The sequence below is a fragment of the Streptomyces pimonensis genome (assembly GCF_041380215.1).
In the GTDB taxonomy this organism is placed as follows: Bacteria; Actinomycetota; Actinomycetes; order Streptomycetales; family Streptomycetaceae; genus Streptomyces; species Streptomyces pimonensis.
Map to the genome: position 1 here is coordinate 60,769 of NZ_JAHWZY010000023.1, position 12,516 is coordinate 73,284.

Consider the following 12,516-nt stretch of genomic DNA (forward strand, 5'->3'; position numbering starts at 1 on the left):
CCGGTCTCGACCGGGCAGCCCCCTCCGTCCTGGCGTCAGACCGTGTTCAGCGAGTCCCTGATCCGGTTGCGGTCGACCTTGCCCGTCGACGTTCTCGGCAACGGCTCGGACACCATCTCGAACACGCTCGGCACGGCCGCCCGCACCGCCCGCTCCGCACAGTACCGACGCAGCGCCAGCACGTTCACGGAGCCCGGCGCGGCGGGCCGCACGCGTGCGTGCAGACGGTGGCCGGCGACCGGGTCCGGGAGCGCGACGACGGCCGCCTCGGCGACCGCCGGGTGCTCCAGCAGGACGCTCTCGACGTGCTGGGTGCTGACCTGGGTGCCGCGCACCTTGACCATGTAGTCGGTCCGTCCGAGCACGCTCAGCGAGCCGTCCTCGTGCCGCTGCGCGACGTCGCCGCTGCGGTAATACACCACCCCGGGTACGCCGTCGGGGTGCGGCGCGAACTTCCCGGCGGCGGGCACATTGACGTAACCCACGCTCTGGAAGGGCGTGCTGACAAGCAGTTCGCCCCGGCCGGAACCGGTCAGGGCACGCCCGTCGTCCCCGGCGATCAGCCAGTGCACGCCGGGCAGCGGGCGGCCGATCGGCAGCGGCGTGGTGACCGGCGCGGTGCGGTCCACCTCGTGGAGGAAGCTGTTGTTCGTCTCGGTGCAGCCGTAGTTGTTGAACCAGCGGGCGTGCGGGAACGCCGGAGGCAGGCTTGCCAGCACCCGGGCCGGCATCGCCTCGCCCGCGAAGACCAGGTACTCCGGGGTGGTCAGCGGGCCGGCCTCGGCCGTGGCCCGGGCAAGCAGCTCGAACAGCAGGGGAACGCCCTGGACCAGCGTCACGCGGTGGCCCGTGACCAGGTCGTGCAGATAGCGCGCCGAGGTGCCCCGCTCCGGGTCGGCCAGCACCACGGTCCCGCCGTGCGCGAGGGTGCTCCACACGTCCAGCAGGCACAGGTCGAAGTTGAGCGGCGCGTAGTTGAGGACCCTGGCGCCCGGCCCGAGCGGGAAGGCGTCCGCCGCCCACGCGGTGAACCGGGCCACCGCCCCCTGCGAGAGCGGCACGATCTTCGGCAGGCCGGTGGAACCGGACGTGGTCAGCAGGAAGCCGGTGTCGTCGTCGGCGACCCCGGCGGGCGGACGCGTCCGCCCGGTGCCGTCGTCCGGTGCGGCGGCGGACGGGGCGACCACGACGTCCACCAGCGGATCGTCGGCCAGACCGAGCACCACCGCGCATCCGGCCTGCGCGTACAGCTCCTTGAGCGGCAGGTCGGGCAGTTCGTGGGAGGGCAGCAGGAAGCTGCGGCCCGCCATCAGACAGCCCAGGACGAGGGCCACCGAATCCGGCGACTTCCGCACCCGCAGGCCCACCGGGCGGCCGGGGTGCGGCGCGGCGGCCTCCACCTGGGTGCGGGCCGCGCAGGCCATGGCGTGCAGCTCGCCGTACCCGATCGTCCGGTCCTCCCAGACGAGTGCGGGGGCCGACGGCCGCTCGGCGGCCCGGGCGGCGAATGCCGCGGCGAGGGGCAGCGGGGCGGTCAAGAGAGCTCCTCCCCGGCCGTCGCCCGGCCGGCCGTGGTCCGGATGGCGCGCACGGTGCGGAAGTTGCGTGCGACGAGCTCCTCGTCGGGCAGCTCGACGCCGTGCTCGTCCGTCAGCCAGGCCGCGATGTGCAGGACCGCGAGACTGTCGATCACCGCAGTGGTGAGGAGGTCGTACTCCGGGTCCAGATCGCCGGCGTCGACGCCGGGCAGGAAACGCTCGACGACGAAGCCGGCGATGTCCGCCTCGGAGGGGGCGGGCGGAACCACCGGCGTGCTGGGAGGATCGGCGGCCATGTTCGGTACGTCCTTTCACAGGTGTTGGCATGCTGGGCGCGCCGCCTCACACTTCGACGACCGTGCAGAACCAGTGCATCCCCGGGGACGCGACGCCCGTGAGGACCACCAGGTCCCCGAGGACCAGTTCACCGGCCTCGATGTGCCGCCACAGGCAGACCAGTTGGTCGGCGGTGCCCATGTGGCCCAGGGAGCGGGCCAGTTCGGCGTTGGTGCGGGCGAGCGGGATGCCGACGGCGTCGGCCACCGCACGGAACGTCTGCCGGCTGTCGTTGATGTGGATCAGCCGGGCCACTTCGGACCGGTCCCGTCCCGCGCGGGACAGGGCCTCCTCGACGACGTCCGCGAGCCGCGCCGTGATCTCGTCCATGAACGCCTCGAAGCGCTTCGGGTCCCGGTCGAAGTGCCGGTAGACGGAGGCCATCGGGCTGACGTCCTTCAGCCCGCGCCCCGGCGGCGGCAGCGGCGCGGCGGCCCCGCCGTACTCGATGCGGAACAGGTCCGCGTAGTCGGGGTTGGTGAACTGCGCCGAGGACAGCCGACGCAACCGCGGATGCCCACGGCGGACGACGGCCGCGACGGCCCCGTCGCTGGCGACGCAGCCGTTGAAGTCCATCCGGTTGCCGTGGGCTTCGCTCATCACGTTCGCCAGGACCACCAGCACCGTCTCGACGCCGGGGGAGAGGGCCATCGCGCCGGCGGCGTGGTCCAGGGCGGGCGACCACGCCGCGCACGCCTGCGTGAACAGCACGGTGGGCGTGCCGTGCGCGCCCAGGGCCCGCGCCACGGCCGCCGAGGGGTCCCAGCCCAGGTAGTCCGGCACGTCGGAGTTGCCGACGACGACCAGGTCGACGTCCGCGACGGTGACGTCGGCGTTCTCCAGGGCTTCCCGCGCCGCCTCGGCGGCCAGGTCGACGGCGGTGACGCCGGGCGCGGCGCGGTGGTAGGTCTCGTAGCCGAGGGCCGTGACCGCCTCGGGATCGGGTACGTAGTCGGCCGCCGTGGCCGACACATCGCGCCGCTCGCCGAAGGCCATGCCCATGGCGACGATGCCCAACTCCGATGACGTGCTCATGCGTGGCCCTTCCCTGCCCGCCGGACGGATCAGCCCGTCCGGTCCTTCGACGACTGGATCAGAACGGCGTCGTCCTCGGCGGTCTCCGGGAGTCCGGCGGTCTCCGGGAGTCCGGCGTCGAGGGCGGGGAGTTCCTGGACCTCCTCCAGCGGAGTGTCCAGCAGGACGAGGTTGCGCCGGCCCAGGTGCAGGACGAGCGCCAGGACCGCCATGGCGGCGGCCAGGACCAGCACGGCCGACTCCACGCCCATCACGTCGGCGAGGACACCGGCCACCAGCGGACCGGTCCACTGAACGGCCTGGAAGCAGAACTGCCCCGTGGCGGCGACCCGCCCCAGATACGCGTCGGGGACCAGCCGGACCTCGTAGGACTCGGTGACGATGTTGATCGGGATCATGCTGGTCATGCCGATCATCAGCACCAGGCCGATCTGCCAGGGCTCCGGCGCGACCGCGACCGCGGCGAAGGAGGCCGTGAACAGCCAGGCGGACAGCAGCAGGACGCGGCGCGCGCCGATCTGCCGCATCAGCCGCGGACCCAGTACGGCGCCGATCACGCCGCCGGTGACCGCCATGGAGGTCACCACGCCGATCGTGTTCGGTCCGCCGCCCCGGTGCTGCACCACGACCACGAACAGCAGCATGAAGCCCTGCGCCACCGCGTTGAGCACGGCGCCCCAGGCGAGCGTGAACACCAGGTAGTCGCTGCGCCGGATCATGCGCAGCCCGTCCCTGACGTCCGCGGCCAGACCCTGCCGCTGCTCCCCGTCGTCCTGCCGGTCCGGGCCGAGGGGCCGGCGGATCAGGAGCGAGCCGAGGGTGATGAACAGGAAGGAGACGGCGTCGAACAGGAACGGCACCCAGCGCGCCGTCGAGTACAGCAGGCCGCCCAGCGGGGCGCCGAGGAGCTGGGCCAGCATGTCGCGGCCCATGCCCTGCGCCGTGGCGTCGGCGATCCGTTCCTTGGGCACGATCCGGCGCAGCACCGGCGAGGTCACGCCGGACCGCAGGCCGGCCCCGAGCCCGCTCGCCAGCGCCAGCGCGTCGAGTCCGAGGACCGCAGGGTCGCCCCGGTACACCAGCCAGGCCACGGCCCCCATCGACAGCGCCTCGACCAGCGCGGCCAGGCCCAGCAGAAGCCGTCGTGACACTCGGTCCGACAGGGCACCGCCGATCACCAGCGTGCCGAGCCGGCCCAGCATGTGCAGCACGGTGATGGTGCCCGCCTGGGCCGCCGACCCCGTCAGGTGGAGCATGAGCAGGGGGAAGGCGAGCGTCGAGACGCTGTTGCCGAGCGCCGACAGTCCCTCGCCGGACCACCAGACGGCATAGTCGCGATCCCGCCACAGCGACGGTGGCTTCCCGGTGTCCTCCGGACGTGACCGCACCATCGTCGTCCGTCTCCCGTCCGTTCGCGCGTCAACCGGTCCGGGCCGGTGCCGCGGATCCGACCAGCATGCTGGCCGAAGGGCCACCGGCCCGGCCAGGCAGTGCACCGGCAACTCCGGGGAAGGAAATGTTGCCGCCGGTGCCGCTGTCTCCGGCAGCCGTCAGATCCAGCCGCGTTTGGCCGCCTGGTACCCCGCCTCGAACCTGCTGGCCGCCCCCAGCCGTGCGCACAGTTCGGCGACGATCCTGCGCACGGTGCGCAGGGAGACGCCGAGACGCCGACGGATCGCCTCGTCGTTGAGGCCGCGTGCCATCAGGCGCAGCAGTTCCTTCTCGCGCGGACTGAGCCCGTGGTCGTCGAGCCCCGGACCGCTGGAACCGAGCGGTACCGCGTTCTCCCAGGCTCGCTCGAACAAGGATCTCACCGCCTCGACGGCCCCCGGCACGCTGATCTGCACGACCCTGTGCCACGGGTCACGCGGGTCCGAGGGCAGCAACGCCAGGGAGCGGTCGACGAGGAGCAGGTGCACGGGCAGCGACGGAACGGTACGCACCCTGCAGTTCGGCTCGTCCTCCCAGGCGGCGCGCAGGGCGAGGTGGGCGTCGCCGCGAATGCTGTCCGTGGTGACCACACGGTTCGCCACACCTCGGGCCATGACCTTGCGGTGCAGCTCCTGCGCGGGCTCCAGCCAGTTCGCCGAGGAGGGCCCGCCCGGCAGGAAGGCCAGCCACTCGGTCTCCGCCGAGCAGGACAGCTCGTGCAGCCGGTCGGTGACCGCCGCACGGCCGGCGACGCACTCGAAGCCGGGCTCCAGGCCGCCCGGCCGGGCTTCGGCGTACCGGTCGACAAGGGTCCTGACGGCGGCCCGGTCCTCCTCGAACTCCCGCAGCCGGTCCTCGATTCCGGACATCTGACGCAGCAGCAGGGCCTTGAGGGCGAGGCGGGGATCCACCAGCTCGCCGAGATCCTCGCCGGACGGCCGTAGCAGGTCCAGTTGTGTCAGCCGCTCCAGCGCAGCACGCACGTCCTCGACAGGAACGCCCAGTTGGGTGGCGATCTCGTCCGCCTTCCGGTACCGCCCCGCGAAGAGCTGCTTGTACACCGCATGAGTGAGTCGGTCCAGCCCTAGCCTCTGCAGCATGGAGTCACACCCCCGTGTCCCCGTCATCCGGCGATGCCCAGTTCGCCGGTCATTTTTACCCACCGCACACATGCGTGAGGGAGTATCTTCGGCGCCGATCGTACAAACAGACGATCTTTCCTGTGGGGGACTGTGGTGCTCGATCGCTTGGTTCCCGGCGGCGTCGAACTGTGCGAGGTGTACGGCGACGCGGGGCCCGAGGAGGTGGCCTGCCTGTTTCCCTCCGAACAGGCCGTGGTACGGGGCCTGTCGGGGGAGCGGCAGCGCGAGTTCGCCCTCGCGCGGGGCTGTGCGCACAGGGCGCTGGCCAGGTTGGGCGTCCCGCCGGAACCGCTTCTTCCGGATGTGTCGGGCGCCCCGCGATGGCCGCGTGCGGCGGTCGGCAGCCTGACCCACTGCCCCGGTTACCGGGCGGCGGTCGTGGCCCCGGCCGGTGAGTACGCCGCCCTCGGCATCGACGCCGAGCCTGCCGCGCCACTGCCCGCCGTCGTGGCCGCGCGACTCCTGGCGGACGCCGAACGGCGGTCGGCCGATGCCCTGGGTGCCGCCCTCGGGGTGCCGGCCGACCGGCTGGCGTTCTGCGCCAAGGAGGCGTCCTACAAGGCGTTCTCGCCCTGGCTGGGGCGCCGGTGGGGCGTCCGTGACTTCGCGGTGCGCCTGGCCGCCGATGGCTTGTTCCGGGGCGTGGCGCCCGAGGTCCGGCACGGGTTCGAGGGGCGGTGGGCGGTGCGTTCCGGATATCTCGTGACGGTCGTCTGTCTGACGGCCGCGGATTGGTCCGGACTGCTGACGGCAGGTGTTTCGCCCGGTAGCGGTTGGCAGTAAGCGGCCATGTGACGCTTTCCTGTCGGAAGGGGAACTCCCTTTCGTTGTTTTGGTCGAGTAGGGTCCGGTCTTGGCCAAAACATGAGTATGTTGCAGTTGACTTTGCGGGGACCTGGTCAACCGCCCTGAACTGGCACGCCGGGCGGAGCGGGGCACGGCACGCCGTCGTGCGCGATGTTCGTGGGACGGCTGCGGGAAGTCGCGCCAGTATGATTTCCAAGGGGGATTCTGTCAATGGTGATGCGCGCCGAGTTCGTTCCCTTCGGGAGAATGGACGTACACCAGCTACGTGAATTCCTGTTGAACCAGCGACGGGTTTCGGGCTGGACGCAGGAAGAGCTCGCGGAGCGTTCCGGTGTGAGTGTCCGCACGATCCGGAACCTGGAGACCGGATCCAACACCAACCCCCGCCGGAGCTCGGTCGAACTGCTGCTCAATGCCCTCGGCGGCGCCTCGGCGGCGCCCGACGGCCCGACGGTCTGGGATTCCGGGGACTGGTCCCTCATACCCGCGCAGCGGTCCCGGCCCGAGCAGGACCGGGCGGAGAACGCGCCCTGGCACGGACCCCGGCCCCTGGGCGATCCCCTGGTGGGCCGCGAGACCGACATGCGGCACATCCTGGCCTCCGCGCGGCGCAGCAGACTGATCGTCCTCACCGGACCCGGCGGTGTGGGCAAGACCCGGCTCGCTCTCGCGGCTGCGTACCGGCTGCGCCCGCTCTTCCCGGACGGCGTCGCGGTCGCCGAACTGCGCGACTGCACGCCGGAACATCTCGAGCCGGCGCGCGCCCACGCCGAACTGGTGCGTCTCACCGAGGACCTGGCCGGCGGAACCGGCGGCACCGGGCGTCGGCTGCTCGTCCTGGACGGCGCGGAACGCGTCGTCCGGCAGACCGCCCGTCGGGCCCGCCGGCTCCTCGACGAACACCCCGGGCTGCATCTGATCGTCACCTCGCGCCGGGCCCTGGCCGCGGGGGCGGCCGAGAGCTGGGAGGTCGAACCGCTGCGCGTGGACGGTCCCGGGGGTCGGGACGAGGAAGTGCCGAGCGCGGTGGAACTGTTGCTGCGAAGGGTGCGCTCCAGCCTGCCGACGCTGGACCTCGCCCCGCACATGGCGCAGGTCACCACGTTGTGCCGACTGCTGGACGGCGTGCCGCTGGCCATCGAGATCGCCGCTCAGCGCCTGCGGTCCCTGCCGCTCGGCTCGCTCCTGCGGGAGGGGGCCCTGTTCCAGCTGCTCGACCAGGTCGACGCGGGTGCGCTGAGCGCCCACCGCACCCTCTCCGACAGCGTCCGCTGGAGCTATGACCTGCTGCCCGCGCCCCACCGGGACCTGCTGCACGACCTGGTCGAGCTCCCGGCCCCCTTCGCGCTGGACGACGTCCTGGCCGGCCGCAGGGGCCCCACCGGGCCGGCGCCCCAGGTGGCTCACCGGCTGGCCGAACTCGTCGACACGTCACTGGTGCAGACGCTCCGCCAGGAGCAGTACCAGTACCGCGTCCACGCGCTGGTCCGGCACGTCGTGGCACGCGCGCGGCAGCAGTCCGTCGCCCCGTACGGACAGGACGTCGACGAGTACCACGCCCGTTCCGTGTCCGCGGTCGGCGCGACGCACTCCGCCGTCTGACGCCCCGTCCGCCGAGCGTCCCGCCCCGTGTCCTCGGAGGGGGGACGCCTGGCGGACCGCCGGGCCCGGCCTTCCGGGCGGGGGACGGACGCCGCCCCGGTGCAGCGGGCTTCGGCCGGCCGCTCCGCACATACCGGCCGGGGGCCCCGTCCGGGTCCGGCCGGAACCGTTTCTGCCCGGTCGCTGCGGGTCATGTTGTGCGGCAGGCCGACCGGATCGCCCGGACCGAGAAGTGCTCCGGTCCGTCCAGGCACGCGAGCATCAGCTCCTCGCCGGGGGCCCCGTCCGGGTCCGGCCGGAACCGTTTCTGCCCGGTCGCTGCGGGTCATGTTGTGCGGCAGGCCGACCGGATCGCCCGGACCGAGAAGTGCTCCGGTCCGTCCAGGCACGCGAGCATCAGCTCCTCGACCGGACCCAGCAGGGCCTCGTCCGGCTCCGTGGGCTGCCCCAGGCGGGACAGCAGCCGCTGCAGCACCAGCACCAGCCAGGCGGTACCGGCCGGCGTGGTGCGCTCCTCCTCGAAGGAGTACAGCCAGGTGTACAGGCAGGAGGCCGCCGCGTGGTACAGGCAGTGCTCGGCGGCGGCGTCCTGTGCCTCGGCCGTGGTCGCGTCCAGGCTGCCCGCGGCGATCCGGGCGTAGAACCCGCCCCGCAGCAGGGACAGCCGGTCCAGCACCTTGGTGAGGGCACCCGCTTCGGCCGGCGGCAGCTCGCGTCCGGCGATCAGCCGCGCCCGCGCCACGGCGGACTCCCAGCCGCGCGTGATCTCGTCCTCGGTGGCGTTGGTCAGCCGCAGCGCACGCCCCGAGGGCTGCCAGACGGGAGCCTCGCGGGCGTCGTCGAACAGGTCCCGCAGCACGGTGTTCCCGTCGCGCGCCGGGCGGTCGGCGACCTGCGCCACCGTGTGCAGCTGCGAGGCGATGCCGTGCAGGTTGACGTGTGTGGTGCCCTCGAAGATGCCCGCGATGGCGTGGTCGCGCTGGAGCTTCTGGAAGATGCCCGAGCCGACCTCCTCGCGCAGATAGCTCCGCGCGCCCAGCACCCGTCCGGTCTCCGCCACGACCTCTTCGCCGAGGGTCGGCACCAGGTACTTCACCACCGACGACCACAGACTCAGCCGGGAAGGCGCCACCGACAGCGAGCGCGTCACCGGCAGCGCCGTGCACTCGGCGATCAGCAGGTCCAGGTGGGCGCGGACCAGATGCCGGCGGATCACGGGGATCCGGTAGATCTCCTGACCGTACAGCACCCGCTCGCGGGCGTACCGCAGCGCGATCCGCACCACCGAGTCCATCGTGCCCACCGACAGCGCGCCGATCGCCGTCCGCGTGATCTGGAGCACCTGGAGGATCCCGGCCAGGCCACCGCCCGGACGGCCGAGCAGACAGCCGCCCGGAATCCGTGTCCGGTCGAAGGAGATGCCGCTGAGGTCGTGGCCCCGCAGCCCGACGGTGCGCACGAAGGGACGGTTGTCCCAGCTTCCTTCTTCGAGCTGCGACTTGTCGAGCAGCATCAGGGACGAGCCGGTGCCCTCGACGTTCGCGTAGACGGTCACGAAGCGGCCCCGGGTGGCATTGCCCACCGGCCACTTCTCTCCGGTGAGGAGGTATCCGTCGCCGTCCGGCACCGCGACCGTCTCGTTGGTGCCCAGGTCGCTGCCGTGGTCGGGCTCGGACACGGCGAAGCAGGCCAGGTCACCGTTGTCGAGCAGGCCCCGTGCGACCCGCTCCCGCTGCTCCTCGTCGCCCCACAGCCACACGGGGTTGACGCCGAGCAGCGCTGAACCGAACATCACCGACACGGTGAGGTTGCGCCGGGCCAGGACCCGGGTCAGCAGGAACAGCTGTTCCAGGTTGCGCAGCCCGCCGCCGAACGCCTCCGGCACCAGGTACCGGGCGAAGCCCCAGGAGCGCAGGAGCTCCACGGCCTCCGGCGGCAGTGCGTCGTGCTCCTCGTGGGCCACGATGTCCGCGAAGCTGAACGGGCCGCTCTCCGCGAGGGGATCGCCCAGGAACCGGTCCAGGTCCGCGGCGAGCGCGTGGGACGGCCGTTCCACGTCCTGGCCGGTCATGCCGTGGGGCCGCCGATGTCGTAACGGGCGAGAAGCAGCTCGACCTCGTCGTCGGTGGGCAGCGCGGCGCGGCCCGCCTCCACCTCGGTCACGACGAAGCCGACGACGTCGCCGACCCGCTCCAGCCTCATGGCCTCCTCGGGGGTCAGCGACCGCAGACCGTACAGGTCCTCCAGGTTGTAGCCGAGCTCGGCGAGGACCAGCGAGTGGAAGCCCAGGTCGCCGACCAGACGGTGGTCCGCGGTGACCTCGGGGAGCTTGCGCGGGGCGATCAGCCGGGTCATCCCGAGCACCACGGGGGCCACGGCTTCGGTGGCGCTTGCGGCAGGGGTGTGAGTCATGGCGGTGAGGTTAGGGCGGGCCCGGCGCCCCACCCCAGGTAACGGCCCCGGCAAGCTCTCGGCAACTCCCGTCGCGGTGGCCGACGTTGCTACCGCGCAAACTGCCGCCGTGCTGCCTGGCCGGGTGGTGGCGACGAGGGTAAGGCTGGTCCGCATGAGCACTCGTGACCCCGTGGCGCCGTCCGGGCCCTGGATCGTCGGGCGGCACGCCGTCGGGCGGCCCCGCCTCCGGCTGTTCTGCCTGCCGCCCGCCGGAGGCAGCGCGGCCTCCTTCAACGTCTGGCGTCCCTTCCTGCCGCGGGGCGTCGAGCTCGCCCCGGTGGAACTGCCGGGCCGCGGCTCGCGCATCGGCGAACCGGTGCCGTACGCCCTGGAGCCGCTGGCCGACGCCCTCCTCGAGGCGGTGCACGGCGAACTGGACCTGCCCTACGTGCTGTTCGGGCACAGCTTCGGCGCCGTCGTCGCCTACGAGCTGACGCGGCGCATCGAGCGACGGGAGGACCTGCGGGCCCCGTCCGCCCTGGTGGTGTCGGCCCACCGCGCCCCGCACGTACCCCTCGTACGGGAACGCCTCACCGGCAGCAGCGACCGGACGCTGGCCGCCTGGCTGCACCGGCACGGCGGACTGCCCGGAGAGCTGCTGGAGCACCCCGAGTTCCTGAGCGACCTGCTGTGCGCGGTGCGGGCCGACCTGGAGATCGCCGAACGCTACCTCCTGCCCGAACCGGCCCCGGTGCGCACCCCGCTCGTCGTCCTGGCCGGCGCCGCCGACGACGTCGCCGCCCCCGCCGTGGTCGAGCCCTGGGACGAGTACCACGAGGCGTCGCCCCGTGTGCGCCTGGTACCCGGCGGGCACTCCTACCCGCGGACGCATCCGGAGGCGACGCTGACGGCCGTCACCGGGGAACTGCGCGGTCTCGGCCTACAGGGTCTCGGCGTGGAAGGTGACCGGCAGGGCTGACAGACCGCTGAGGAAGTTGGAGTAGACGTACTCCGGCTCCCCGGCGGGCTCCGCCTCGGCCACCAGGTCCCGCAGGCTCTCCAGCAGGGCCGACAGTTCCGCGCGGGCCAGGAACGCGCCCAGGCAGAAGTGCGGTCCGTACGCGAAGGACAGGTGCTTGTTGGGGGACCGGGACAGGTCGAGGACGTCCGGCCGGTCGAAGACCCGCTCGTCCCGGTTGGCCGAGGCCATCCAGACGGTGACGATGTCGCCCTCCTCGACGAACCGGTCGCCCAGCAGCACGTCCTGCGCGGCGGTGCGCCCGCTGTGCAGCGCCGGGGTGGTCCAGCGCAGCACCTCCTCCACGGCCGACGACGTGCTCACGGCGCCGGACTTCAGCGCCCGCCACTGGCCCGGCCGTTCCATCAGGGCGTGCAGGCCGCCCACCATGGCGAAGCGCGTCGTCTCATGACCGCCCATGATGATGCTGTAGCAGTTGAAGACGATCTCCTCGTGCGTCAGCGGACGCCCGTCGACCTCCCGGTTGACCAGCAGGCTGACCACGTCGTCGTAGGGCTTCCTGCGCCGCTCGGCGGCCAGCTCCGAGAAGTACAGCAGCAGGCCGTTGCGCGAGGACCAGGTGGCCTCCTCGTCGGGCACGCCGTCCGCGGACGACAGCGCCGAGGAGGTCAGGGAGATGATGTGTCCCCGGTCGGCGGCCGGCACGCCCAGCAGGTCGCAGATCGCGGCCAGCGGGATGTGCGCGGCGACGTCGGCGGCGAAGTCCGCCGTGCCCCGCTCGACCGCCTCCGCGACCAGTCGGCGGGTGCCGCGCCGCACGCTGTCCACCACCACCTCCAGCGACCGCGGGGAGAACGGCTTGAGCAGCGCGCTGCGCAGCGCCTGGTGCGGGCGGCTGTCGGTGACGGCGAGCATCTTGCCGGCCGCGGAGTCGCCGCCTGCCAGCAGCGTGTCCAGCACGTTGCCCCGCTCGGAGGTGAACGTCTCGCTGTCGCCCAGCACGGCGGCGACGTCCGCGTAGCCGCTCACCACCCAGAAGCCCGGGCCGTGCCTGCCCTCCGGCTGCCAGTGCACCGGGTCCTCGGCGCGCAGTCGGCGCCACAGCGGGCCCAGGTCGTGACGGGCGTGCAGCAGCGGGTCGGCGAGGTCCACCTCGTCGAGCGCCACCGGGTCGGGCACGGGACGGGTCTTCATGGTCATCTTCCTGGACTCCTCGGCTTCCTCGGGCTCGGTCGGACGGCTTCCCGGCGGC

Annotated in this window: 11 protein-coding genes; 3 read left to right on the plus strand and 8 right to left on the minus strand. The window is 72.6% G+C overall.

What is annotated here, in order from left to right:
* Positions 1-35: 35 nt before the first annotated feature.
* The 5 genes from KYY02_RS22325 to KYY02_RS22345 form a co-directional block, all read right to left on the minus strand.
* Entirely contained in the window at positions 36-1,538 is a 1,503-nt protein-coding gene (locus KYY02_RS22325) for an AMP-binding protein (RefSeq protein ID WP_371240560.1), read from the minus strand.
* Positions 1,535-1,834, minus strand: coding sequence for an acyl carrier protein (locus KYY02_RS22330; RefSeq protein ID WP_371240562.1), 300 nt, complete (start codon positions 1,832-1,834; stop codon positions 1,535-1,537). The genes KYY02_RS22325 and KYY02_RS22330 overlap by 4 nt, the downstream gene beginning before the upstream one ends.
* 46 nt (positions 1,835-1,880) lie before the next feature.
* Positions 1,881-2,909, minus strand: coding sequence for a 3-oxoacyl-ACP synthase III family protein (locus KYY02_RS22335; RefSeq protein ID WP_371240564.1), 1,029 nt, complete (start codon positions 2,907-2,909; stop codon positions 1,881-1,883).
* Positions 2,910-2,938: 29 nt separating this feature from the next.
* The gene (locus tag KYY02_RS22340; protein WP_371240566.1) at positions 2,939-4,300 is read right to left on the minus strand and encodes an MFS transporter; all 1,362 of its coding nucleotides are present in this window, start codon (positions 4,298-4,300) and stop codon (positions 2,939-2,941) included.
* Between the two features lie 159 nt (positions 4,301-4,459).
* Complete coding sequence (locus KYY02_RS22345) at positions 4,460-5,440, minus strand: helix-turn-helix transcriptional regulator (RefSeq protein ID WP_371240568.1); 981 nt, start codon at positions 5,438-5,440, stop codon at positions 4,460-4,462.
* A gap of 135 nt (positions 5,441-5,575) precedes the next feature.
* Between KYY02_RS22345 and KYY02_RS22350 the strand changes: the two genes are divergently transcribed.
* On the plus strand, positions 5,576-6,265 hold the full coding sequence (locus KYY02_RS22350; protein WP_371240570.1) for a 4'-phosphopantetheinyl transferase family protein: 690 nt from the start codon (positions 5,576-5,578) through the stop codon (positions 6,263-6,265).
* 270 nt (positions 6,266-6,535) lie between these two features.
* Positions 6,536-7,891 (plus strand): ATP-binding protein, encoded by a 1,356-nt coding sequence (locus KYY02_RS22355; protein WP_371240572.1) that lies wholly within the window; start codon positions 6,536-6,538, stop codon positions 7,889-7,891.
* 325 nt (positions 7,892-8,216) lie between these two features.
* Here the strand turns inward: KYY02_RS22355 and KYY02_RS22360 are convergent, their stop codons facing one another.
* Both KYY02_RS22360 and KYY02_RS22365 read right to left on the minus strand, forming a co-directional pair.
* Positions 8,217-9,962, minus strand: coding sequence for an acyl-CoA dehydrogenase family protein (locus KYY02_RS22360; RefSeq protein WP_371240574.1), 1,746 nt, complete (start codon positions 9,960-9,962; stop codon positions 8,217-8,219).
* Entirely contained in the window at positions 9,959-10,303 is a 345-nt protein-coding gene (locus tag KYY02_RS22365) for an acyl carrier protein (RefSeq protein ID WP_371240576.1), read from the minus strand. Before KYY02_RS22365 ends, KYY02_RS22360 begins: the two co-directional genes overlap by 4 nt.
* Positions 10,304-10,457: 154 nt before the next feature.
* On the opposite strand from KYY02_RS22365, the gene KYY02_RS22370 reads away from it, so the two are divergent.
* Positions 10,458-11,264, plus strand: a complete 807-nt coding sequence (locus KYY02_RS22370; protein ID WP_371240578.1) for a thioesterase II family protein — start codon at positions 10,458-10,460, stop codon at positions 11,262-11,264.
* Here the strand turns inward: KYY02_RS22370 and KYY02_RS22375 are convergent.
* Complete coding sequence (locus KYY02_RS22375) at positions 11,226-12,458, minus strand: cytochrome P450 (protein WP_371240617.1); 1,233 nt, start codon at positions 12,456-12,458, stop codon at positions 11,226-11,228. The two genes, KYY02_RS22370 and KYY02_RS22375, sit on opposite strands and share 39 nt — an antisense overlap.
* Positions 12,459-12,516: the final 58 nt, after the last annotated feature.

Coding starts and splice junctions, on each gene's coding strand:
- KYY02_RS22335 (WP_371240564.1), bottom strand. CDS start 2,909: ATGAGCACGTCATCGGAGTTGGGCATCGTCGCCATGGGCATGGCCTTC.
- KYY02_RS22355 (WP_371240572.1), top strand. CDS start 6,536: ATGGACGTACACCAGCTACGTGAATTCCTGTTGAACCAGCGACGGGTT.
- KYY02_RS22330 (WP_371240562.1), bottom strand. CDS start 1,834: ATGGCCGCCGATCCTCCCAGCACGCCGGTGGTTCCGCCCGCCCCCTCC.
- KYY02_RS22360 (WP_371240574.1), bottom strand. CDS start 9,962: ATGACCGGCCAGGACGTGGAACGGCCGTCCCACGCGCTCGCCGCGGAC.
- KYY02_RS22345 (WP_371240568.1), bottom strand. CDS start 5,440: ATGCTGCAGAGGCTAGGGCTGGACCGACTCACTCATGCGGTGTACAAG.
- KYY02_RS22365 (WP_371240576.1), bottom strand. CDS start 10,303: ATGACTCACACCCCTGCCGCAAGCGCCACCGAAGCCGTGGCCCCCGTG.
- KYY02_RS22375 (WP_371240617.1), bottom strand. CDS start 12,458: ATGAAGACCCGTCCCGTGCCCGACCCGGTGGCGCTCGACGAGGTGGAC.
- KYY02_RS22340 (WP_371240566.1), bottom strand. CDS start 4,300: ATGGTGCGGTCACGTCCGGAGGACACCGGGAAGCCACCGTCGCTGTGG.
- KYY02_RS22370 (WP_371240578.1), top strand. CDS start 10,458: ATGAGCACTCGTGACCCCGTGGCGCCGTCCGGGCCCTGGATCGTCGGG.